This window comes from Arthrobacter sp. NPDC080031 (assembly GCF_040702485.1).
Classification (GTDB): Bacteria; Actinomycetota; Actinomycetes; order Actinomycetales; family Micrococcaceae; genus Arthrobacter.
Map to the genome: position 1 here is coordinate 37,949 of NZ_JBFBLA010000013.1, position 23,844 is coordinate 61,792.

Annotated in this window: 20 protein-coding genes and 1 pseudogene; 16 read left to right on the forward strand and 5 right to left on the reverse strand. The window is 61.3% G+C overall.

Annotated elements, in window-relative coordinates; translation table 11 throughout:
- Positions 1-63: 63 nt before the first annotated feature.
- Positions 64-1,416: a NosD domain-containing protein gene (locus tag AB0323_RS12640; protein WP_366177629.1), complete on the reverse strand. Its 1,353-nt coding sequence runs from the start codon at positions 1,414-1,416 to the stop codon at positions 64-66.
- Between the two features lie 398 nt (positions 1,417-1,814).
- On the opposite strand from AB0323_RS12640, the gene AB0323_RS12645 reads away from it, so the two are divergent.
- The 7 genes from AB0323_RS12645 to AB0323_RS12675 all read left to right on the forward strand — a co-directional run bounded on the left by AB0323_RS12645 (position 1,815) and on the right by AB0323_RS12675 (position 10,099).
- Positions 1,815-3,095, forward strand: a complete 1,281-nt coding sequence (locus AB0323_RS12645) for a sugar ABC transporter substrate-binding protein (protein ID WP_364535689.1) — start codon at positions 1,815-1,817, stop codon at positions 3,093-3,095.
- A gap of 66 nt (positions 3,096-3,161) precedes the next feature.
- Positions 3,162-4,049: a sugar ABC transporter permease gene (locus tag AB0323_RS12650; protein WP_234750643.1), complete on the forward strand. Its 888-nt coding sequence runs from the start codon at positions 3,162-3,164 to the stop codon at positions 4,047-4,049.
- A complete protein-coding gene (locus AB0323_RS12655) occupies positions 4,049-4,981 on the forward strand; it encodes a carbohydrate ABC transporter permease (RefSeq protein WP_366177630.1) in 933 nt (310 codons plus the stop codon). Before AB0323_RS12650 ends, AB0323_RS12655 begins: the two co-directional genes overlap by 1 nt.
- A 28-nt stretch (positions 4,982-5,009) precedes the next feature.
- Positions 5,010-6,377 carry a right-handed parallel beta-helix repeat-containing protein gene (locus AB0323_RS12660; protein WP_366177631.1) on the forward strand — a complete coding sequence of 456 codons (1,368 nt, stop codon included), beginning with the start codon at positions 5,010-5,012 and terminating at the stop codon, positions 6,375-6,377.
- A gap of 91 nt (positions 6,378-6,468) precedes the next feature.
- Complete coding sequence (locus tag AB0323_RS12665; RefSeq protein ID WP_366177632.1) at positions 6,469-7,563, forward strand: LacI family DNA-binding transcriptional regulator; 1,095 nt, start codon at positions 6,469-6,471, stop codon at positions 7,561-7,563.
- 51 nt (positions 7,564-7,614) lie between these two features.
- Positions 7,615-8,568, forward strand: a complete 954-nt coding sequence (locus AB0323_RS12670; RefSeq protein ID WP_366177633.1) for a carbohydrate kinase — start codon at positions 7,615-7,617, stop codon at positions 8,566-8,568.
- A complete protein-coding gene (locus tag AB0323_RS12675; RefSeq protein WP_366177634.1) occupies positions 8,561-10,099 on the forward strand; it encodes a glycoside hydrolase family 32 protein in 1,539 nt (512 codons plus the stop codon). Before AB0323_RS12670 ends, AB0323_RS12675 begins: the two co-directional genes overlap by 8 nt.
- Positions 10,100-10,163: 64 nt before the next feature.
- Here the strand turns inward: AB0323_RS12675 and AB0323_RS12680 are convergent, their stop codons facing one another.
- The gene (locus tag AB0323_RS12680) at positions 10,164-10,754 is read right to left on the reverse strand and encodes a TetR family transcriptional regulator (protein WP_366177635.1); all 591 of its coding nucleotides are present in this window, start codon (positions 10,752-10,754) and stop codon (positions 10,164-10,166) included.
- Between the two features lie 127 nt (positions 10,755-10,881).
- Between AB0323_RS12680 and AB0323_RS12685 the strand changes: the two genes are divergently transcribed.
- Both AB0323_RS12685 and AB0323_RS12690 read left to right on the forward strand, forming a co-directional pair.
- On the forward strand, positions 10,882-11,232 hold the full coding sequence (locus tag AB0323_RS12685; protein WP_366177636.1) for a cupin domain-containing protein: 351 nt from the start codon (positions 10,882-10,884) through the stop codon (positions 11,230-11,232).
- 35 nt (positions 11,233-11,267) lie between these two features.
- Positions 11,268-12,575: an NAD(P)/FAD-dependent oxidoreductase gene (locus AB0323_RS12690; protein ID WP_366177637.1), complete on the forward strand. Its 1,308-nt coding sequence runs from the start codon at positions 11,268-11,270 to the stop codon at positions 12,573-12,575.
- 35 nt (positions 12,576-12,610) lie between these two features.
- On the opposite strand, the gene AB0323_RS12695 is transcribed toward AB0323_RS12690, so the two are convergent.
- Positions 12,611-13,213, reverse strand: coding sequence for a TetR family transcriptional regulator (locus tag AB0323_RS12695; protein WP_366177638.1), 603 nt, complete (start codon positions 13,211-13,213; stop codon positions 12,611-12,613).
- 220 nt (positions 13,214-13,433) lie between these two features.
- On the opposite strand from AB0323_RS12695, the gene AB0323_RS12700 reads away from it, so the two are divergent.
- From AB0323_RS12700 to AB0323_RS12730, 7 genes and pseudogenes are all read left to right on the forward strand, one after another.
- Positions 13,434-14,888, forward strand: coding sequence for an APC family permease (locus tag AB0323_RS12700; RefSeq protein ID WP_366177639.1), 1,455 nt, complete (start codon positions 13,434-13,436; stop codon positions 14,886-14,888).
- 44 nt (positions 14,889-14,932) lie between these two features.
- The gene (locus AB0323_RS12705) at positions 14,933-15,736 is read left to right on the forward strand and encodes a MoaF C-terminal domain-containing protein (protein WP_366177640.1); all 804 of its coding nucleotides are present in this window, start codon (positions 14,933-14,935) and stop codon (positions 15,734-15,736) included.
- Positions 15,737-15,785: 49 nt separating this feature from the next.
- Positions 15,786-17,231, forward strand: a complete 1,446-nt coding sequence (locus tag AB0323_RS12710; RefSeq protein ID WP_366177641.1) for an aldehyde dehydrogenase family protein — start codon at positions 15,786-15,788, stop codon at positions 17,229-17,231.
- Positions 17,232-17,360: 129 nt separating this feature from the next.
- A pseudogene (locus AB0323_RS12715) lies at positions 17,361-18,595 on the forward strand (IS256 family transposase).
- A 787-nt stretch (positions 18,596-19,382) separates the two neighbouring features.
- Positions 19,383-20,540 (forward strand): extracellular solute-binding protein, encoded by a 1,158-nt coding sequence (locus tag AB0323_RS12720; RefSeq protein ID WP_366177642.1) that lies wholly within the window; start codon positions 19,383-19,385, stop codon positions 20,538-20,540.
- 58 nt (positions 20,541-20,598) lie between these two features.
- Positions 20,599-21,528, forward strand: coding sequence for a sugar ABC transporter permease (locus AB0323_RS12725; protein WP_366177643.1), 930 nt, complete (start codon positions 20,599-20,601; stop codon positions 21,526-21,528).
- Entirely contained in the window at positions 21,525-22,385 is an 861-nt protein-coding gene (locus tag AB0323_RS12730) for a carbohydrate ABC transporter permease (protein ID WP_366177644.1), read from the forward strand. The genes AB0323_RS12725 and AB0323_RS12730 overlap by 4 nt, the downstream gene beginning before the upstream one ends.
- A 105-nt stretch (positions 22,386-22,490) precedes the next feature.
- Here AB0323_RS12730 and AB0323_RS12735 read toward each other — a convergent pair whose 3' ends face one another.
- Both AB0323_RS12735 and AB0323_RS12740 read right to left on the reverse strand, forming a co-directional pair.
- Complete coding sequence (locus AB0323_RS12735) at positions 22,491-22,955, reverse strand: VOC family protein (RefSeq protein ID WP_366177645.1); 465 nt, start codon at positions 22,953-22,955, stop codon at positions 22,491-22,493.
- Between the two features lie 88 nt (positions 22,956-23,043).
- Positions 23,044-23,793, reverse strand: a complete 750-nt coding sequence (locus tag AB0323_RS12740) for an SDR family oxidoreductase (protein ID WP_366177646.1) — start codon at positions 23,791-23,793, stop codon at positions 23,044-23,046.
- Positions 23,794-23,844: the final 51 nt, after the last annotated feature.

A 23,844-nucleotide genomic window follows, 5' to 3' on the forward strand; every position in this document is an offset into this window, starting at 1 on the left:
GTCCAGGCCCCAAAAGAAATGCCCTGGCGCGTTCGGTATATCCGAGAAGCTGCTCTCCGCCTGTCAGGGGGTCGGCCGGATAGCGGTGTCCGTGCTGTACGAGGTGATCTGGGAGGCGGTACCGCTGTCGAGCACTTTCGAGTGAGTGGTGGATGCGTCCAGAACGACGTGCTGGGAAGCGACGTCGCTGACCACGTGGTTGAGCGCCACCACGTTGGCGTCCCCGCCGGCGATCAGGATCTGGGTCGGCTGGGCGCCGGCGGGGGCGATGTTGCCGGGCGGGACGTTGTAGGCGAAGAGGTTGTCCGAGATGAGGTTGTTGTCTCCTGCGACGTGGACGACGCCGTAGAGATCATCCAGGCCGTTGCCGCGGCCGATGAACGGCGGGTACCCCTCGTTGGTCCGGCGGATGTGGTTGGCCGTGATGAGGTTTTCCTTGCAGCCGTTCAGCAGGCGGAGCATGCCAGGGTAAAAGCCCTGGAGCCTGTTCGAGGAGACTGAGGACCGGTTGCAGCCGGTGAGTTCGATGAGGCTACGGCCGCGGGGGAAGAGGTTGTTGCCCGTGACGAGGAGGCCCTCGTGGTTCTCGGCGAGGAGTGTGACCCCGTCAGGGCCGGCGCCCATGTGATTTCCACTGACAATTGTGGCCTGGCCGGCCCCGGTGAGCTCGACGCAGTTGCCGCATTCGGCGATCATGTTGTCGTTGACGCGGAGCGCGTCCGCGCCGCGCACGATCAGGGCATGTTCGAGGTAGACGAATCCCATCCCGGTGATGTGGAAGGAGTCGTTGTCGGAGGCGACTTCGATTCCGGTCTTGCCGTTGTGGTAGCTGTTCTTGTCGGGGGTGAAACCGACCCCGTCGAGGCAGAAGTCCCGGAACACGATTCCTGAAAGACGGGGATCCCCTGTCCGGCGGACGAGGAATGCCTGGGGCGCGCTCGGAGAGGTCAGGACGCGGATGTGGCTTGCTCCGGGTTGGAGGTTCTGCCATCCAGCCGGGTTCGAGTTGTCGAGGATGCTTCGGGAGAAGAAGCCATGCCCGAAGCCTGCGATTGTCAGGTAGCTTATGTCGACGAGGACCTGGGTGTGCAGGTCGTAGTCGCCCGGGGGGATAATGATCGCGGCTCCGGGACGCGCGTCCGGTGACGTCTGCCGTTGCTTGATGTCGGCGATGATGTCGTTGATGACCGCCCCGATGTCGGACTGCGCGGTGACGTCCGGGCGTGCCTTGATCCTCCATGTGGTTACGTCGTACGTGTTGGGCGAATTGAGGGGGGTACCTTGCTGGCCCTCGGCCGCATTGGCGTTCTGCATTGTCCCGAGGGTCAAGGCAGCCGCCAGGGTTCCGGCGGCTCCCGCGCCGATCAGCCGGCGGCGGCTTGGATTCGCATTGTCTAGATTCTTGCCAGGTACCACGGGGTCTCCTTTGTATGGATAAGACTGCTGCTGTTCAGAATCAGGCACTACCGGGTTGGCCTGCCGAAGACTTGGCTATCCTTGTCATCTGCTTCGGCGGCATCACGCTCTAGTTCCCGGAAAACGGTGAATGTCCCACATTGGACCAATGTCACAACTGAGGTGCCAAACCGTTTGGGCTAACGAGAGATGACACTAGGAGCACGGCACACCGGCTGTCAACGCCAAAATTCGGACTGAAGTTTTTGGCACACATCCAACGCGTCCACCAATGATCTGTGACCCTTGACACCCTCTGCCCTCCCGGCATAGTCTGTTGCCAAGTCGTTTTGGCAAAACGGTTTTTCAATCCTCATCCAGTCTTCGTATTCCATTCCCGAGAAAGGGAGTCGACAGCGATGTCCTCTCGAAAAACAATCTCCAGGCTCGCCGCCATCGGTAGCCTTTCAACCGCTGTGATCCTGGCCGCGACCGCATGCGGCGCAGGAGGCCCGGCGACGTCCGGGGGCGCCGCGGGCAGCTCCATCAACGTCCTCGTGGAGGCCGGCGGCCATGCAGAACTGCAGCCGATTGCCGACCAGTGCAAGAAGGACAGCGGGATCAACGTCAACTTCGTTGAACTCCCCTACGACGGCCTTTTCAACCGTCTCTCCAGCGAGTTCTCTTCGGGCACTGTCTCCTTCGATGTTGCTGCCTTGGACTCCGTGTGGCTGCCCAGTTTCAAGGACGCCCTGCAGCCCATCGATGAGCTCTTCACCGACGAGGCGAAGAAGGATATCTTCCCCGCACTGGTCAAGGAAGCCAACGTCGATGGCCACTTCATTGGCATGCCGGCGTGGACCAACGCCGAGATAGTCCTCTACCGCAAAGACCTCTTTGAGGACGCCAAGAACAAGGCCGACTTCAAGGCCAAGTACGGCTACGACCTCGCCGCGCCGAAGACCTGGCAGCAATACCAGGACATCTCCGCCTTCTTCACCAAAGACGGCATGTACGGCACGGACGTCAAGGGCGGCGTTGAGACCGAGTATCTCGCCCATGTGCTGCAGGCGGGATCGCCCATGGTCCTGGATAGCAACAACAACGTAGTCATTGACAATGCGGCCCACAAACAAGCGCTGGATTTCTACACCAGTCTCGTCAAGGACGCCCCGGCCGGTGCGGCCCAGGTCGACTGGGCTGCCGCCCAGAACCTCTTCAACCAGGGCAAGACGGCCATGACCCAGTTCTGGGCCCATGCCTACCGGCAGATCCCCAAGGACTCCCCCGTCTACGGCAAAGTCGGAACAGCCCCGATGATCGGCGGGTCCGCAGGTGTTGCCGGTGTTCCCGGCCCCTGGTACCTCTCAGTACCGAAGGCAACCAAGAACACAGACGCTGCCAAGAAGTTCGTCAAGTGCGCCTTCGACCACAATGACCTGGCCGTCCAGTCAAGCCTTGGCCTGGCAGCACGAGTCTCCGCCTTCCAGAAGTACCAGGACCAGCCCGGTTACGAGAGTTTCAAGCCGCTGATCGAAACACTTAACGCTCCCGCGACGGCGACCCGTCCGGCGACGGCAAAGTGGCAGCAAATCGTCGACACCGTGCTGGTTCCAATGCTCCAGAAGGCGGTCGCCGGCGGAGACAGCACGACCTTGCTGGCGGACGCCAAGTCCAAGATCCAAGCCCTCCTCAAGTAAGACTCCGCGGCCGGCAGCAGCCCATGGCGTTGCCGGCCGCGGCCCCAACCAGCGGAAGAGAATCCCGTGCGCATCCCTGATCGCCGCTTCGCCCTCTACCTGATGACCCCGGCGGCGTTGTTCCTCGCAGTCTTTGTTGCTTACCCGCTGTTCCGGTTGGTAACGGACAGCTTCTTCAAGATCTCCCCGATCGTCGGGGGACCCCGTGACTTCGTGGGCTTGGACAACTACGTCCGCGCCTTCACATCCGATGCCTTTATCGGGGCTGGATGGCGGACCCTCGCCTACACCCTGATGGTGGTGACCCTTGAGTTCGCCCTGGGCCTGGGCATGGCCCTCCTGTTCACCACGTTGGGCCGGAAATCCCAGGTCTGGCGGACCATGTTCCTGTACCCGCTGATGATTGCTCCGATCGTGGCCGGCCTGCTGTGGAAGTTCCTCATGATCGACAACTTCGGCTTGCTCGGCACCCTGCTGAACCAGGCAGGCATCCTGCAGAATCCAAACCAGATCGGCTGGCTGTCGAACCCGGACATCGTCCTGTTCTCCGTCGCTATCCCGGACATTTGGCTCACGACCTCGTTCATGTGCCTGGTTTTGTTCGCCGGTCTGCAGAACATCCCCGGAGACCTCATTGAAGCGGCCAGGCTCGACGGCGCCCGTGCACCGTCCCTGCTGTTTCGCATCATCCTCCCGCTGCTCCGGCCGGTCATCGCCGTCGCGCTGGTGGTCCGCGGCATCGACGCAGCAAGGGCCTTCGACACCATCCTCATCCAGACCAACGGCGGACCACAGTCCGCTTCCCAAACCATGAGCCTGCTCATCTACCAGACCATGATCCGCTTCGGCGACCCCGGTCTCGCAAGCGCAATGGGCACCATCTACCTGCTGGCCATGCTCGCCATAGCCTTCGTCGCCGTCACCACGATCTGGCGGCCAGGAAAGGACACCTGATGAGCACTATGGAAAGTCCAACCATCCCTGCGCCGCAGACCAGCCCGGAACCTCCACGGACCCGCGAGGGCCGCAGGCGCCGCGGCGTCAATCGTGAAGGACTCGAAGCCGGCAAGCGCAGCACAAGGACCATTCTGTGGATCCTGCTCGCAGCCTCCCTCGTCATCTACGGCTTCCCGTTCCTGTACCTGCTGTTCACGTCCTTCAAGACGCCGATCGACACGATTGCCGTTCCGCCGACCATCCTGCCCAAAGAATGGACGCTCGATAACTACGTCAATGCGCTGGGCCGCGGCGGCGTGCCGGCGTCGTTCATCAACAGCATCCAGACCGCTGTCATCAGCACCTTGTTGTCCCTGGTCCTCGCGGTCCCGGCCGCCTACGGCATCACACGCTACAAGACCCGAAGCGGCCGAGTGTTCATCATGGCCGCGCTGGTCACCCGCATGGTCCCGCCGGTGGCCATCGGCATCCCGCTCGCGTCCATGATGGCCTCCGTGGGTCTCGCGGACACCCCGATTGCCCTGTCCATAGCGCACACCACGATCTCCCTTCCGCTATCCATCTGGCTCATGTCAAGCTTCTTCGAAGCCGTGCCACAGGATCTGGAGGAAGCCGCGACAGTGGATGGCTGCAGCCGGCTCGGAGCCCTATGGCGGGTAGTCATCCCGGTCGTCTCCGGAGGCATCGCAGTTACCGCGATCTTCGCCTTCCTCGCGTCCTGGAACGAATTCCTGTTCGCCCTGCTCATGACCGCCGTCCGGTCCCAGACCACCCCCGTCGTCATTGCAAACTTCCAGACCCAGTTCGGACTGGACTGGGGATCCATGACAGCCCTCGCGGCTGTCTACTCGATCCCCGTCATCCTTCTCACTCTCCTCCTGCAGCGCAAAATCGTCGCAGGCATGACCCTCGGCGCCGTCAAGGGCTGAGAAACCACAACACAAAGTGAAGAAACCTATGTCAAGCAACAATTACTACGACGTGACTACGTGGCACGTCGGCAATCCGTCCGAAGACGTCGGTGAAGTAATCAACAGCATCATCGCCGACATCAAGAACCGGCAGACCGCCACCGATGCCAACAACGGCGGAAAACCGGGCGCGGTGATTTACCTTCCGCCCGGGGACTACCGCCTGCGGACGCAGGTGGTGATCGACGTCAGCTTCCTGCGGATCCAAGGCTCCGGACACGGCTTCACGTCGTCGAGCATCCGGTTCAACGTTCCAGAAGACGAATGGGCCGGCCTGCACGAGCTGTGGCCCGGAGGGAGCCGGATCCTCAATGACCTTCCCCTCGGCGGAGACGGGGAGGAAGCCAAGGGAGCCGCCTTCTACGTTGAGCGAAGCGGGAGCCCGCGGATCAGCTCGGTGGAGTTCTCCAACTTCTGCATCGACGGCTTGCACTTCGAATCCGATGGCTCGGGAATGCATCCGGAGAACAGCTACGTGAACGGCAAGACCGGGATCTACGTCGCGGGCGCCAACGACTCATTCCGGATAAACGAAATGGGTTTCGTCTACCTTGAGAATGCCCTCACCATCTACCACGCGGACGCGCTCTCCATTCACGACAACTTCATCGCTGAATGCGGAAGCTGCATCGAGTTGCGCGGGTGGGGGCAGGCATCAAAGATCACCGACAATTTGATCGGGGCAGGCTTCAAAGGCCACTCGATCTACGCCGAGAACCATGGCGGACTCTTGATCACCGCGAACAACGTCTTCCCCCGTGGTGCGAGCAGCGTCCATCTGGTCGGCGTCACGCGTTCAAGCGTCACCAACAACCGTCTGCATTCGTTCTACCCCGGGATGGTGGTTCTCGCTGCGAACAGTTCGGAGAACCTCGTGGCCACGAATCACTTCCTGCGTGACCATGAGCCGTGGACGCCTTTCCTGGGAGTAGACAACGGGCTGGACGACGACTATGGACTTCTTTGTGTCAGCGGCAGAAACAACACTGTCGTCGGCAACCATTTCTCCGAGGTCATCGATTCAAAGAGCATCCGGCCGCCGGGCGCGACGCCTGTGATCATTCGGCTGATGGCAGGGGGTGGCAACTTCGTCTCCAACAACCATGTGGTGGCGATGGACGTTCACTTCACGTCAGGTGACTCCGCTTTTTCGGCCCAAGTGGACGCCCTGTTGACGACCGAGGCTTCGGACGTCCTGGCCGTTACGGCCGTCATGGTCGATCCCGAATCAGCCCGGAATACGATCCTTGATTCCGGAAGTGACGCCCAAGTTATCGCAGACAGGGCTGTCAACGCCTTTCGGGCTACACCGGCGGTCGGATCCGAGGCGGCACATGCACTTGTGGCCCGGTGACGCAAAGTCCCGGGTTCCAACAAGCACCGGCTCCGGAATGAATAGGCCGAACGTAGGATCAGTACCAGAACAATGAGGATGTGGGAGAACAATGACAAATAGATCAGTCGGTATCAAGGATGTGGCGGCCGCGGCCGGTGTTTCTGTCACGACCGTCTCCCATGTCCTCAATGACGTTGCCTACGCCCGGGTGGGCGCACGCACGAGGGAAAGGGTCCACGAAGCGGCTCAACGTCTCGGGTACGGGCCCAACCGGCTCGCCCAGGCTCTGCGCACCCATCGCTCCGGGATGATCGGGTTCATCAGCGAGGAAATCGCCACCACCCCGCACGCGGGCAGAATCATCCTCGGGGCCGAGGAAACGGCGCGGTCCCGCGGGTACCGCATCATGATCATCAACTCCACCAGCACCGGCTCACAGGATTCCAAGGAAAGCCAGGTGGCGGACCTGCTGGACAGGCAGGTGGACGGCATTCTGTACGCCACGATGTACCACCGGAAGCTGGTTGTCCCCAAGAACCTGGCCGGACTGCCGGCAGTCCTCGTGGACTCCGAGGATATCGGTCACACCGTTTCGTCCGTCATCCCCGACGAAGCGGGCGGCGCAAGGTCGGCAGTGCAAGCCCTGATCGACGCCGGGCACACCCGGATCGGCATGCTCAACAACACCGATGACGTGCCGGCAACCCACTCCAGGCTGAGGGCCTTCAAGGACACACTGGCAGACGCCGGGCTGCCGTTCCATAAAGAACTGGTCCAGTCTGAGCCTTCGGAGGTGTCCGGCGGCCACCAGGCGGCCCTGCGCCTGCTGAAACCCCGAAACCGGCCCACGGCCGTGTTCTGCTACAACGACCGTATGGCCATGGGCGCGTACCGGGCCGCCGGGGAACTTGGCCTGAGGATTCCGGACGACGTTTCCTTCGTAGGTTTCGACAACCAGGAACTGATTGCGGAAGGCCTCTACCCCGCCCTGACCACTGTTGCCCTCCCACACTATGAAATGGGTGCATGGGCAACCGAAAACCTGATCGACGCCATCGAGGGAAAAACTGACCTTCAGTTGTTCGCCGCTCACCCGACGGTTCTTCCCTGTCCCATCGTGCTTCGCGATTCCGTCGCCTCCCCAAAACATGAGGACGCTTCCAGCAGAGCAGCACCAGGCTCTCCTGCACACGCCAACACCTGACCCCGAGCGCGCCGAGTAGAAGACGCGCCCAACCTTCCAAGGATTTCAAAAATGCACAGCTCCCCCGTTCCACCCTGCCCTGAAACAGATGTCGTCGTCGTCGGCGAGGCCATAATGGACATCATTGACACCGCAGCAGGGCCCGTCGAATTTCCCGGCGGATCGGGTATGAACGTCGCATTCGGACTCGGTCGGCTAGGCGTCAGCACTGCGTTTCTCACGGCGCTGGGCAGGGATGAACGCAGCAAGACCATCCAACGGCACATGGACAGCGCGGGGGTACGCCTGCTTCCGGGAGCCGAGCACCTCGACCGCACATCCACTGCACGGGCACTTCTGGACAGCAGCGGTTCCGCAGAGTATGAATTCGATTTCGAATGGAACCTCCCCCAGATCAGCCCCACTTTCCTCCCGAAGGTGCTGCATACTGGGTCCCTTGCCTCCTTCATGGAACCCGGAGCAACCCAGGTCCTGTCCTTGCTGGAACTCTTCTCCGGCCGTTGCTTGATCACGTATGACCCCAACATCCGCCCGACACTGCTCCACAGCCAATCTGAAGCACTCAGGACCTTCGAACACACAGTTGCCCTGGCCACCGTCGTGAAGCTGAGCACGGACGATGCCCAGTGGCTCTATCCCCGCACGTCCCCTCACGACGTCGCGCGGCGACTACTCGATATCGGGACAGAACTGGCAGTCATCACGGACGGCGCATCCGGATCCTATCTGCGTTCGAGCGCCGCCGAGATCGAGGTGCCGGCACGGCCGGTACTCGTCAAAGACACGGTCGGCGCAGGCGACTCCTATATGTCCTCGCTTATCGCTGGCCTCATTGAGGACTCGGAGGACGATTTCGGTTACGGCAAACTCAGCCGCCTGGGAACGGCCTCCTCGCTCGCTGCGGCCATAACGGTCGGGCGGCACGGAGCGAACCCGCCTACACGGGCAGAACTTGTTCGATCGCTGGAACTGGCCCAGAATTCCGGAGAGAACTCCGATGACTGAAACGACAACACACCTTGCCGGTGGCCGCGGCGAAGACAACGGCCCCACCATCCGGCCGGTACTTCACTACACAGCCAAGGACACATGGCTGAACGACCCCAACGGGCTCGTGTGGCACCAGGGCGTCTACCACCTCTTCTACCAAAACAACCCCTTCGACAACATCTGGGGCAACATGTCCTGGGGACATGCCACCTCTACCGACCTCCTGCACTGGACCGAACACCCCGTTGCCATCGCCTGCGACGAGGAAGAAGACGTCTTTTCAGGCAGCATCGTGGTGGACGAGGGCAATACATCGGGATTCGGCACGGTGGAAAATCCGGCTTTGGTGGCCATCTACACGAGCGCCTTCAAGGAAGGCTCGGCGCACCAAGGGACACAAGCGCAGTCTCTCGCGTTCTCCACGGACGCCGGCATGACCTGGAGCAAATACGCAGGCAACCCGGTGCTTGGCCGCGGCTCGGCCCATTTCCGGGATCCCAAGGTGTTCCGCCATGAAGGACCCGCCGGTTCCTGCTGGGTCATGGTGGCGGTGGAGGCCCAGCATCAGCAGGTTGTGCTGTACCGCTCGGCCAACCTCAAAAACTGGGAATACCTGAGCACCTTCGGCCCGGCAAACGCGACAGGAGGCGAATGGGAATGCCCCGACCTGTTCCCGCTCCCCGTCGACCGAGACCCGGACAACGTCAAGTGGGTCCTGGTGGTGAATATCAACCCGGGTGCCGTTGCCGGCGGCTCGGGAGGGCAGTACTTCGTCGGGGACTTCGATGGGGTGCAGTTCACCGCCGACTTTGATTCACTCGTTCCGACGGATGCCAATGGGACCACGGATCTCAGAAAATGTCTCTGGCTCGACTGGGGACGGGACTACTATGCCGCCGTCTCCTTCAGCAACTCCCCGCAGAACCGCCGGATCATGATCGGCTGGATGAACAACTGGGACTATGCCAACTCCTTGCCCACGTCTCCGTGGCGCTCCGCGATGTCCCTTGCCCGCGAGGTCGAGCTCGCGACGGTGGAGGGTTTAGTGCGCCTGGTCCAGCGCCCGGTGTTGCCGTTGGACTATGGGGAGCCGACCCGCACCCTCCAGAACATGGAAGTTCACGACTCACTGGTGAGACTGCCTGACGCGGTGCCCGGATCAGCCCAACTGATCGAGGCCGAAATCCTGCCCGGTACGGCACGGACCATTGCCTTCAGGCTTCTCGGCGCGTCGAGCGGGAGCGCCGCAACGGTTCTCAGCTTCGATGCCACCACGAGCCGGCTCACCCTGGATCGCCGCAACTCCGGAAACACCTCCTTCCACGACAAGTTCGCGTCGGCTGAGTCGGCGCCGGTGGAGCTCGACGACGGCGTGCTAAAGCTAAGGGTGATCGTGGACCGGTGCTCCGTGGAGGTCTTCGCCCAAGACGGCAGGGTCGTCCTGAGCGATTTGGTGTTTCCCCTGCCCGGGAGCCTGGGCACCGACGTGTTCGTGGAAGGCGGCACGGCCGTTTTCCGGAAACTGTCCGTCACGGCAGTGTCCTAATGGCGGCGCCGCACCCCGGCACTCAGGTCCCGCGGCAGGAGGCCGCGCCAGGGGGGGTAGCCCTTCACACCTCGAGGCTTGAAAGGGATCCAGCTTCGTCCGAGCCAACCAGGACTCCCCACAAATAACGGATGGCACGCTCCACCCCTCCTTCCTCCACCCCCGCGATGAGTTGGAGCACCAGGCCGTCAAGGGCAGCAAAGGCGGCCTGCGCTGCTCCTGGACCGCCCTTGATTCCCAAGCGGCTCAGCCCGACTGACAGTGCCGAGATGTAGCTTTCGTACAGACGGCGGACCGCGCCGGCGAGTTCCGGGCGCCGCCTCGCCTCCAGGATCATTTCGTACTGAAACGTTTGCAGGTCCGGATTTTCGCGAATGAGCGCCATGAGGGTGCGGCAAAAATCCTCTTTATCCGAGGGCAGGTTTTCCAGCCCGGACAGGCCAATCGATCGGCTGACCGACCATTCCAGCGCCGCCTCGATCAGGGCATCCCGGTTACCGAAGTGATGGGCCACGAGCGAGTTATTCACGCCGGCGATCTCCGCGACGGCACGGTATGTGAGGCCCCGCAACCCCTTCCGTGCCACAACGTGAACCGTTGCGGCCAGCAGGGCTTCCCTGCCGGTGCCATAACCGGCGCTGACGAATTCTTCCATGAAGCAGAGTCTAATGCCCTTTGAAACAGTCTTGACGGCGAAGCTAAGCGGATGCTTATATGTGACTCACGACACGACTAAGCATCTGCTTAATTTAAGCATCCCATCGCAACGCCAAGGAGAAGCCATGCCCACCCCTACATCCGCTGAATTCACCGTCCACAGCGCATTTGACCCAGAAAAGTACGAGCCGTTCGAATTGGGGCAAGTGCAGTGGGTGCGCCGCCCGGGCGAAGGAGACCGGCCTGCCCTGTCAGCTGGCTTTTGGCATGTGACACAGGAGGAAGCTCCGGAACCGTTCGACCTGCTCATAGAAGCGGACGAAACGATTCACATCATCGAAGGCCGCCTGCGCATCGAGGTCGTCGGCAGCGAAACCTTTGACCTGAAACCAGGTTCGGCAGCGTCATTCAACAAAGGCGCACAGACCCGCTGGACCGTCGTTGAAACCACTACCGAGTTCTTCGTCTACTCCTGACCCCCTCCCCGAATACGACCACCAAAGGCTTGATCATGACTGAAACCACCTTCCGGACCGAACAGACCGACGTCGTTGTCATCGGCGCCGGTTTCGCAGGACTTACCACTGCGCGGGAATTACGCCAGTCCGGCCGATCAGTGATTGTTTTGGAAGCCCGTGACCGCATCGGGGGGCGGACTTGGCTCGACACCCGATTGGGGCGGCCGCTCGAGATGGGCGGCACCTGGGTGCACTGGACCCAGCCGCACGTCTGGTCGGAAATGAAGAGGTACGGACTGGGGACCGTGCCGAGCCCGGTCCCGGAGACTGCCTATTGGTGGGCGGACGGAAGGCGATACCAAGGCGACCCGGAGCAACTCCTAGGCGACATCGACGCATCCAACCGGAAGCTCATGGAGGAAGCACGCCGGTACTTCCCCGAGCCCTTCACCCCGTGGGCCAATCCAGAGTCCAGGGACATCGACGCAACGCCCCTGTCGAAGAAAATAGCAGAGCTGCAGATCACCGATTATTCGAAGGACATCCTGGAATCCTTCTGGGCACTGAACTTCAACGGACCAATAGACGATGCGGCATATACCCAGGCGCTCCGATGGGTCGCCCTCACCAACGGCGACTGGATGGTCAGCTTCGAGGCGTGCGCCACGTTCAAGATCCAGGGAGGCACCGGGGCGCTCATCCAAGCCATGGCCACCGGCACGGACATCCGGCTAAATGAGACGGTTGTTTCGGTCAAACACGACGATGCGGGCGCTACCGTCAGGGCCGCCGACGGCTCGCTCTATCGGGCGAATCACGTGGTGTGCACTCTGCCCTTGGGCGCGATGGGCGGTATCTCCTTCGAGCCACCGCTTCCTGAATCCAGCACGAAGGCCATTTCTGAGGGCCAGGTCTCCAGGGGCATTAAGGCCTGGATCAAAGTCAAAGGCGCACGGAGGCCTCTTGTTGCATTGGGGTTGGCTGATTGGCAGCTTAATTTTGCCCAAACAGAGTATGACCAGGACGGAGACACTATTCTCGTTGCCTTTGGCCCGGATTCCTCGCGGTTGGACGTGACAGACCTCCGGCAAGTGCAGGCCGCCCTCGGACTCCTCGTGCCTGATGCGGAGGTTCTAGGGGTCGCAAGCCATGATTGGACCGCAGACCCCTTGTCCGGGGAAACGTGGCCCATGCATCGCCCCGGATATCTCAGCGGGGCTCTGGCGGTTTTCCAGAAACCGCAGGGGAGCCTCCTTTTCGCTGGCTCCGACTACGCCAACGGTTGGGGTGGTTTCATCGACGGCGCCATCGAAAGCGGCCTCGAGGCAGCCCGCGCCATTCAAGACGCACCCCCGGCCTGACGTGAAGTGCTCCAGTACCGACCGGGACTAAGTGCTCAGCTGGTGGTTGCCGGGCGCCGGGATTCCTCTGCAGTGTTCTGCAGTCCGGACACGAGCTTGCCCACCTGGATCACGGCCGATCTGATTTTCGCGGGGTTGGTGATCGTCAGGAACTGGAGCATGAGCCCGTCCAGGGCGGCAAAGATGGCCAGGGAGGCTTCGCCTGTAGTGTCGAGGCCTCGCTTGCTCAATGCCTCTTCGACGGTTCCCACGTAGCTCTCGTAAAGCCGCTCCACCATCGCCAGGATCTTAGGGTTGCGCCTGGACTCAAGGAGCATTTCGAACTGGAAGAGCTGCAGTTCGGGTTCAGCCGACACCGTAGCCATGAGGGAGTCGGCGAATCCTTCATCAAAGTCCGCGATACCAGCCAGGCCGGTCTCCTCGATGGAGCGCTGAATGGCCCACTCCATGGTGGCGGCCAGAAGTCCCTCGATGGATCCGAAGTGGTGCGTGACAAGCGTATGGTTCACGCCGGCCCGGGCGGCGACCGCGCGGTACGTGACACCCTTGAGGCCTTTTTCTGCGACGACGTCGATCACCGCGGCCAGCAGGGCGTCTCGGCCGTCCCCGTACGGCAACCTCCGTGAATCCTGGCTCATAGACCGAGTCTAGCCTCGTCAGCTCGCACTGAAAGGCCATTGACAGAGAAAACTATACAGATGTAGAGTTTTGCGCGTGGCCGGGATCACTAACCGGTCCGCAGTCCTCGAAAAGAGCTTCGGACCTACCCGCTACCGCGCATCGGCGCGCGAAAGCAGGGCCTTCTAACACCCCTTCCGCATCAGGCTTCCCGCCATTGCGCTTCCGAAAGAGCCGCCCATGAACCAAGAACCAGGCGAGACCTCGACAGGTCTCGGATTAGTAGAGCCGGTGTCAAACGCGCACGCAGTGCGATTGAGGCCGAACAAACTCGGCGTCATCGCCGTCGCATTCTTTTCCATCGCCGCAGCAGCGCCCATGGCCGCCGTTGTAGGGGCCAGCCCGGTGCTTTTCGCAGCAAGCGGCCCCGGGACCCCGGTGATCTACTCCATCGCGGCGCTGCTCGTTGCGCTCTTCTCCGTCGGATATCTGCGGATGAGCCACCACATCACCAACGCGGGTGGCTTCGTCGCCTATATCGCCAAGGGACTGGGTAACAAATGGGCCACCGCCGGTGCCGGCATCGCCATCCTCACCTATCTCAGCCTGCAGATAGGCCTCTGGTCCCAGTTCGGCGTCTTCGCCCAGCAACTCGTTGAAGGCCTCACCGGAATCGGAATACCCGTCTACGTCTGGATAGTCGTTGTCCTGGCATTGACGGCAGGACTGACGATGAAGGGCGTCGACGCGAGCCTGAAGGTCCTGGGCGTCTTGATCCTGGGAGAAACCCTAGTTGTCGCGGCCTTGGTTATTTCCCTCATTGCCCAGAAGGGGCTGGGAATCTTCACGTTTGAGGGTTTCACCGCATCCAGTGTCTTCGGTCCTGGCCTAGGGATCTCCCTGCTGTTCGCCTTCGCCTGCTTCACGAGTTTCGAAGCCACGGTTGTCTTCGCCGAAGAGGCGAAAAATCCACGACGGACGATCCCCCGCGCGGCCTACCTTGTCATCGCCTTTGTCGGGGTCTTCTACACGCTCTCCACCTGGGCGATCAGCGGCTCCATCGGAATAGACCACATCCAGCAGGAGGCAAGCAACAACCCCGCCGGGATGATCTTCGATCTCGCCAATGCCAGCGCCGGCCCATGGCTGAGCGTTGCCATGCAGGTCCTCGTTGTCACGAGCTTCATCGCCATGCTCCTGGGCCTGTCCAACATGTTCTCCCGGTACCTGTTTGCACTCGGCCGGGCCGGCGCCTTGCCCGCCAAGCTTTCCTCCGTCTCCAAAACGGGAGCGCCCTCCTTCGCCGGTCTCGTCAATGCCTTGGTCGTCCTGGTCGTGATCAGCGCCTTCCTGCTGGCCGGAGCCGACCCCATCGGCATTGTCTTCTCCTGGTTCGTCGCGCTGGGCACGGCGGGGTTCATCACCATCTTGCTTCTGACCTCAGTTGCGATCGTCGCGTTCTTCGCCCGAAACGGCGTCCGCGACAATCTCTGGGTGACGGTCATCGCTCCTTCACTGTCCGTCCTGGCCTTCATCGCCATCGGGTACCTGACCTTGGACAACTACGACGCCCTGCTCGGCGGTGCCGGCGGAGTCGCCCGTTGGCTCCTCCTGGGCATACCGATCTTCCTCGTGGCGGGACTGGTACGGGGGAAACAGAAGCCATCGATCGACTACGCCGCAGAAATCCTCTAACAACCGACATCAAGCACCTCATGATTATCAAAAGGAACCACACCATGACCTCAACGGACATTCAGGACTACATCCCCGAAGACCAGTGGCCGCCTGTATCAGCCATGCTCGATGGCTTCGGAGACCAGACCCTCCCGGCGTCCCCCGAGCTGGCGGGCACCACCCTCCGCCTCCCGGGACAGGACGGGTCCACCGCCGAATACGGTTTTGAGGATGCATCCTCTCTCACCTGGCGTGTCTCGGAACGTGATGCCAACCGGAGCGGCACGGCCACCTACAAGGCCATCGAGGCACGCCCCGGAATCTTCATCATTGACTTCGTCATGGGCCAAGGCGTCGACGCCGAGAACGTCACCATCATTCTCGACCGCAACACCGGGGCAGTCACCGCCGGCGTTTCCAGGTTCGTCACCGTCGACGGCAAAACCCGGAGCACCACTGAATTCAGCCACTCGAACACCTTTGGCTCGACCATTGTGCACCAGCGCTCAACGGGGCTGGTCGGAAAGCGGATCTTCTACCGCTACAGCGATGTTGAAACCTATGAGCACATCTACCTGAACCCGGGCACCTTCACCTGGAACTGCATCCGGGGCGGCGAAGCAGGACTCGCCGACACGGACCGCTGCATGACTTGGGACGCCGCCGATGACCTCTATATCTTCTTCTGGACAGAGAAAGTCATGACTGTAGAGGCCGTGCTGCTGGTCGATCTCCGCGAGCAGCGCTCGATCGGACGCATGTTCGGATGGGACGATCCCGCCGCCGAACCCGTGATCCTGCCGTTCAACTCCCGGCTGAGCGTGCTTAACACCACCGAGTACCCGCAGGACACCCACAAACACTAACCGGACATCGAGCAAGAGCTTCATCCAGCTACTCGAAGAGGAGTACCCCATGGAAACGCACGATTCATTGCTTGCCAGGATCGCCCCGGCCCCGGGCCAGTGCAGCCGGACTATCCTTGACCCGGCCACGGGCACTCCCGTGGGCGAGGCTCCCGTGCACACCGTCGAGGACCTCGAGGCCGCGGTTGCCGCCGCCGCGGCGGCCCAGCCCGCGTGGGCCGCGCTGGGCCACGACGCCCGGTCCGCCGCGCTGCTCAAGGCCGCCGACGCCGTCGAACGCTCCGCCGAAGAACTCGCCCGCCTGCTCTCCCGCGAACAAGGCAAACCACTCAACGGCCCCAACGCCCGCTTCGAAGTCGGCGCCTGCGCCGCCTGGCTCCGCGCCACCGCCACCACACCGCTGGACCCCGAAACCGTCGTGGACGACGGCGAAACCCGCGCCGAACTGCACTACCGGCCCATCGGCGTCGTCGGCGCCATCGGACCCTGGAACTGGCCCATGATGATCACCACCTGGCAGATCGCCCCCGCCCTGCGCATGGGCAACACCGTCGTCGTCAAACCCTCCGAATACACGCCCCTGTCCGTGCTCGCCCTCACCGCGGTGATCAACGAAGAACTCCCCGAAGGCCTGCTCACCGTAATCTCCGGCGGCCCCGACGTCGGCGAAGCCCTGGCCTCCCACCCCGCGATCGGGAAAGTCATGTTCACCGGCTCCACCGCCACCGGCAAAGCGATCATCCGCTCCAGCGCCGACACCGTCAAACGCCTCACCCTCGAACTCGGCGGCAACGACGCCGGCATCGTCCTGCCCGACGCCGACCCCAAAGCGATCGCGCAGGATCTTTTCTGGGGCGCCTTCATCAACACCGGCCAGACCTGCGCCGCCCTCAAACGCCTCTACGTCCACGACTCCCTCTACGACGCCGTCTGTGAGGAACTCGCCGCCGTGGCCGCCGCGATGCCCATGGGGAACGGCCTCGATGAAAACAACGTCCTCGGCCCCCTGCAAAACCAGCAACAGTACGACATCCTCGCCCGCCTCGTCGACGCCGCCCGCGACGCCGGCGCCCGGATCCTGCTCGGCGGCAACCCCGACCCCGGCCAGCCCGGCAACTTCTACCCCACCACCCTCGTCGCGGACATCGACAACAACAACCCCCTCGTCACCGAGGAACAATTCGGCCCCGCCCTGCCCATCATCCGCTACACCACCATCGACCAGGCCATCGCCATGGCCAACGCCCTCGACGTCGGACTCGGCGCCTCCGTCTGGTCCCCCGATGTGAGTGCGGCGCGAGAGGTCGCCGCCCGCCTCCAAGCCGGAACCGTCTGGATCAACAAACACGGCGCCGTGGACCCCCGCATCCCCTTCGGCGGCGCCAAACAATCCGGCTACGGCCTCGAATTCGGCACCGAAGGCCTCAAAGCCCTCGGCCAACCCCAAATCATCAACGGCTGGACGGCGACCCAAACGCGGGCCACCCCCAACTGACTCGCAGTTGTTGCCGTTTTCAGCCCCCAGAACGGGAGTGTCTGAATAACGGTGGATTCAGGGTTGGCCTGACACGCCGGGCAGCGTGCCTGGCGGGGAGGACTGACTGTGAGCGAAACACTGGATCCCATGGCGACTGATGTGGATCAGCACGAGTTGGCGCAGCAGCTTCTGGCCCAGGCCAAGGAGCAGGGAATTGAGCTCGTCGGACCCGACGGGCTGTTGAACCGACTAACGAAAAACGTCCTTGAAACCGCCCTGGAGGCGGAGATGGAGGACCACCTTGGTTACGAGAAGCACGATGTAGCCGGGCGCGGGAGCGGAAATTCCCGCAACGGCACACGCACGAAAACGGTGCTGACGGAGATCGGGCCGGTAAAGATCGATGTGCCGCGGGACACCGGTTCGACCTTCGAGCCGCAGATCATCAAGAAACGGCAGCGGCGCCTGACCGGGGTGGACGAGATCGTGTGGTCGCTGAGCGCGAAGGGACTCACGACCGGGGAAATCGCCGCCCACTTCGATGATGTCTACGGCGCGAGAGTCTCGAAGGACACGATCTCCCGGATCACCGAAAAGGTCATTGCCGAGATGGTCGAGTGGCAAAACCGGCCCCTGGAAACCGCCGGGTCTACCCGGTGGTGTTCATTGACGCGATTCACGTCAAGATCCGCGACGGGCAGGTCACGAACCGCCCGGTCTATGTCGCGATCGGGGTGAGCACCGGCGGTGAACGGGACATCCTGGGCCTGTGGGCGGGCGACGGCGGGGAAGGCGCCAAGTTCTGGCTCTCCGTGCTGACTGAGATCAAGAACCGGGGCGTGGAGGATGTCTGCATCAGCGTCTGCGACGGGCTCAAAGGCCTGCCCGAGGCCATCAACACCGTCTGGGAGCGGGCCGTGGTCCAGACCTGCATTGTCCATCTGATCCGCAACACCTTCCGCTTCGCGGCCCGGCAGTACCGGGACGAAGTGGCACGTGACCTGCGCCCGGTCTACACGGCACCGTCCGAGGCCGCAGCCAAGGAACGTTTCGTGGAGTTCTCCGCCAAATGGGGTCGGCAGTACCCGGCGATCACCCGTCTGTGGGAGAACGCGTGGAGTGAATTCGTGCCGTTCCTGGACTATGACGTCGAAGTCCGGCGGGTCATTTGCAGCACGAACGCCATCGAATCGCTCAACGCCCGCTACCGGCGCGCGGTCCGGGCCAGAGGTCACTTCCCGACGGAGCAGGCCGCCCTGAAGTGCCTTTACCTGGCAACCAGGGCACTGGACCCCGCCGGCAAAGGCAGGGCACGATGGGCCATGCGATGGAAACCGGCCCTCAACGCCTTCGCCATCACCTTCGAAGGAAGAATCAACTAAATGCCAATCCCGAATCCACCGTTAAACGGACAGTCCCCCCAGAACGACAACAACTGCCAGCCAGTTGGGAGGCACGGACCGCGGCATTCCAGGGCCTTGGACGCACTGGGATGTGGCGGAAAATGAAGAATCCTGAGCAGTCCGGTCGGTGTCTGTCCACACTGGTTTCTTTGTTCGTAGCAGCGGCAGATCGCTCGTGTACTTGGCCCGGAGCGGAGCCAGGGAAAAAATGAAGTGCAACGAACCGAGAGCCGCCTAATCCGGCGGCGGCAACAAGTACTGGGCAAGAAGCCTCGGAAGTCCCGGCCCGCTGCGAGCGGCAAAGTAGTGAGTCAGTGAGAGCCCCTTGAGATCGGCCAGGCGCCCGCTTGGATGGCTCGGGCCTCTCTGGAGTGCACTTCGAAACGATACAGGGCGACCAGCCCCAAGATACTGGATCTAATCGACAAATTCAGACTTCCCAATTCCGCGTCAAATGCTCCCTTGACAGAGCCAGCCTCCAGTCCTAAGTTTATTGCAACCGATCTCAGCAACCGATCTCACTGCTAATTTCGTAAATGCAACCGATCTCAAGGGAGAGACTCGATGATCAACTGGCTCCTCCCAACCGTCGGTGGCCCTCGTTTAGTAGGCGTCGATTGAGCACGGCATGCTCCCGCAACGGCAAACCAGTTCTCAGGAGAAATTCATGATCAAAAAGCGATGGAGCTTGGCGCTCGTCACAGCCGTCGTAGCCGGCCTCGCTCTCAGTGGCTGCTCCCCCTCAGCTTCGGAACCCAAAGGACCCGTGACGCTCAATTACTGGGACTTCCTCGATCCCAGCCAGGCTAATCCGCGCTCGAAGGCCCTAAAGGAAAACATTGCCAAGTTTGAGGCGGCAAACCCGGATATCAAGATCAACCTCTCCGTCGTCTCGCTTGGCGACATGTTGAACAGACTGCCGCAAGCCGCGGCAGCAGGTCAGGCTCCTGACGTCTTCAAGATGTACACCCCCGTCGTTCCGCAGATGGCGTCTGCCGGCGTCTACGCACCACTGCCTGAAGCTGCTTCCAAGGTGAGTGACTGGCTTCGTCCGACCGACACTCTTGCTGGCCCTGACGGCAAACCAGTTGCCGTGCCGTATGAATATCGAACCTGCGCCCTCTACTACAACCAAAAGATCCTTAACCAGATCGGCGCGACCGTTCCCACCACGTACGACCAGGTTGTCGACGTGGCTCAGAAAGCTGCCGCCGCAGGATTCACCGGCTTCGGGACCGGCTTCTCGGACACGGACAACTCGGCTATTATCAGCACCTTCTTCAACTGCTTCATGACACAGGTTGACCAAGAAATCTGGAACAAAGATGGACAAGCGGATTTCGCGACGGCCAAAGGAATCGAATTTGGCAACTTCCTTGCAAAGCTCAGGGACGCAAAGGCTCTGGGTAGCAACGTCGTTTCAGACACTTACGGCACCGTAGCTGACGGCATGGCGAGCGGCACGGTCGCCATGGCAGTTTTGGGCACGGAGCGAGCGGTTTCCTTCAGCTCGCAGAACAAAGACCTTAAGTGGACGGCCTTGCCTAAAGCCAGTACTGGCGACACGACAGGTACCACCATTGGGTGGACCTTGGGCATAGGCAATGGCAGCAAGAACCCCGAGGCCGCCTGGAAGTTTATTGAGTACATGACCGGGCCGGAGGCCGGTGCCCTAATGGCAACGGGCGGTGAGGTACCCACCAGGGCAGCCACCTACCAGCAACCGTTTTTCTCCACTCCCGAGGCAAAGACCGTCAACGACATCGCAGCCTACGTCAAGGCCAACAGTAAACCACGCACTTATTCCAACACATGGACCGCGCTTGCCACTGGCCTCTCCCAAGCCGGGCAGAAACTGACCCTCAAAGGTTTTTCAGGCGACGACTTTATCCGTTCCGCGCAGGATGCGGCCAACAAGAAGTAGCCGCCCGATATCAGGGGAGCCTGACGAAATCAGGCTCCCCTCGGAAGGAACATAGATAATGTCAACAAAAAGCCCCACACGCCCACGCAGGACCGTGTCTTCCCCTTCAGGCGTCGAAACTATTCGCCGGGTCCGGAGGGATCGAATTGTATGGCTCTACGTCGCCCCCGTCAGCGCCGTCTTCCTCTTTGTTTTTGTGGGGCCGCTCATCTACACAGCGTGGACGGCCCTCCACGAGACAACCTATTACCAGATAGGCAAGTTCTCGGGGCTGAATTCATTTGTCCGATTGTTCTCAGACTCCGACCTGCCGAGCCGCATATGGACAACCTTGGTTTTCTCGATCGGCTCCTTGGTTATCGCACTGCCGGCAGGACTTCTGTCGGCGATCGTGCTCAACAATCTTCACCGCTTCAAGCGTTCCGTCCGGAGCCTCTTCCTGCTGCCTTGGCTGATGTCCCAGGCCACTGCAGGAACAATCTGGCTTTGGTTCCTCAATCCCAATTACGGTCCTGCTTCTGCGATTACCAGATCCCTCGGATTCGGTCCTACTGATGTGTTCTCATCACCGACCAGTGCGCTAGTTGCAGTAACCCTGATGACTGCCTGGTGGTCCTACCCGCAAGCCATGCTCCTCTTCCTGGGCGCCCTTCAAACGATTCCTGAAGAGCTCCGCGAAAGCCTCAGAGTAGATGGTGGAGGTGTCTGGCACGGGTTTGTGAACATCACACTCCCCTACTTACGCAACACCATCGTCTCCGTCGTCGTCGTTCTTCTCATGCTGTACGTGCAGATGGTCACCATAATCCTGGTCACCACGAGAGGGGGCCCCATCGGGTCTACAGAGACGTTGTCCATGCGTGTCTACAACCAGATGTTCGACAAGTTTGATCTCTCCGGAGCATCTGCAACGGCAATCCTGCTTTTCGCCGTCAATATCGTCCTGACTCTCGTCGCCATTCGCTTCCGACGGAAGGAAAGCCTGTGAGCATCACAACCCCGCGCCGCCAGCGACGCCTGGGCAATTTCATTCGCGCAGTCCCGGTCTGGGCGTACATCATTCTGTCCGCCGCGGTCGTGCTTCCTCCGGTCGCATGGATTGTATCCACATCGCTCAAGACCGCTTCGAGCACCCTTGAATTCCCGCCAAGGTGGATACCGGCCCCATTCTCTTCCGAGGGCTATGTTGGTCTCCTGACGTCGACCAACATCCGCTTTTTCGCAAACTCCCTCATCTATGCGGGCGGCTCTATTGTCCTTGCCCTGGCCATTTGCATCCCGGCAGCGTATGTGGCCACGCGGTACCGGAGCCGCCGCATGGAAACTTTGATGACCGGGATTCTGGTCCTGTCCATGGTCCCGGCGATCGTGGTTTTCATCGCGCTGTACTCAATGTTTGTCAAGACCGCCTTGATCAACACCTACCCAATGCTGATCATCGTCTACACGGCAATCATCTGTGGACAAACCATCCTGTTTCTGCGGAATTTCATCGAGAACATACCCGTTGAAATCGAGGAAGCAGCGGCAATTGATGGCTGCTCCCGTATGCAGATTTTGTGGCGCATCATCCTCCCACTCATCCGGCCCGGTATCGCGGCCGTGGCAATCTTCATCTTTGTATTCGTTTGGAACGACTTCCTTGTGGGCACCGTCCTCGCCACCACGGAAGACATGAAGACGGTCCAGAACGGCATAGTGCGATACATCACCACCGGCTTCGGTAGCTTCTGGGGACTCTTCGCCGCGTTCATCGTCATTGCTTTCATCCCCGTACTCTCAATCTTCCTGGCTTTTCAACGCTGGTTCGTCGCGGGAATGACATCCGGTGGTGTCAAGGGGTAGCTGAAGCCGCCGTTCAGCCGCACTTTCCAAAGAACCTCAGAAGGCAGCAAAATTGGCGGGCAGGGTGCACCCTGCCCGCCAATAGGCTACGGAGGAGCGAGTGACCTACGAGTCTTCGCTCGAGCGCCAGTCGGGCGACTGAATAAGCTCTACGCGATTTCCATCTGGATCGAGAAGGTAGATCAGCAGACCCCCTGCAACCGGTCCGGACGCTGGTGCGACCGGTTCGGACAAGGCCCTATACCCGAGCTCCGTCGTTCTCGCGTAGACCTTGCGCAAGTCGACATCCGTGAAGGCAAGATGTGCCGTGCCAGGCTGCGCTTCCGACGGATCAACGGCGGGCGGAGGATCCTCAACTTGGACCAGTTCCAGACAGAAAGTCCCGTCACCGGCGGTGAGCATCATTGCTTTGACCTTGACGTTGGGACGGCCGTACAGCTCGCCGACATACGGGCCTGACGTCCATTCATTCAAACGGGTAAAGCCGAGCCCTTCGACGTAAAACCGGGCGCTGCGTTCCAGGTCTGCAACGTGCAGAGCAGTGTGATGATGACGGATTGCTGTATGCATTTTTTACCCCTAGTTCCTGGCTGGATCGAAATATCTGCTCAAAGATGAGTGAAGGAGCCTCCATGATTGCGAGGCAAGGCGCAGGGGGTCAGGTTCCAATTCCCAGATGTGCTCCGCCTGCCACGTCGAGGGACACGCCCGTGATGTAGCGGTTGTCGGGATCAGCCAGGAAAAGGACGGCGCGGGCAACTTCATCGGGTTCGGCAAACCGGCGCATCGGCAGTTGTGCCGCCCTCTTCGCCCGGTTGGCGGCTGCATCGGGGCCGGAATCTTTGGCGAACTGTGCCCACATGGGCGTGTTCACCGGACCTGGCGCGATGGCGTTGACAGAGATGCCCTGAGGTCCAAGCAATTCGGCGAAGGACCACATGATGTGCAGGACGGCGAGCTTGCTTGCGTTGTAGGGCAGATAGTTGAGGCGTGCTTCTTTGGCCGCCACGGAGGATAAGACCACGATGGCGCCGGCCGTGCCGGACTCAAGCATGGACTTGGCTGTTTCTCGTACCATCGAGAATGTCGCAGAGGCGTTGATCCGCAGAATGGAGTCGAACTCATCGGTGGTTGTCTCCATGATGTCGGGGGTGGTGCCGAGCACTCCTGCCGCATGGACGAGGACATCGATGCGGCCATATTGGGCCGCGATGTCCTGCACAACCGTTGCGCACTGTTCTTCCGAGGTGATGTCGAGGGGATAGAAGGCCCCTAAGGTCTGGTCCTTTTTAGGGGAACGATCAGCGCCAATGACGGTGGCACCGGCAGCTGTGAACGCGCTGACAGCTGCGTCCCCGATTCCCCCGCTGGACCCGGTTACCAGGACCACCTGGTCTTTGAGGCTCATCGGTTCTCTCCGCTCCGGGCGCGGGAGCACCGCAGTTCTCCTGCGGTCATG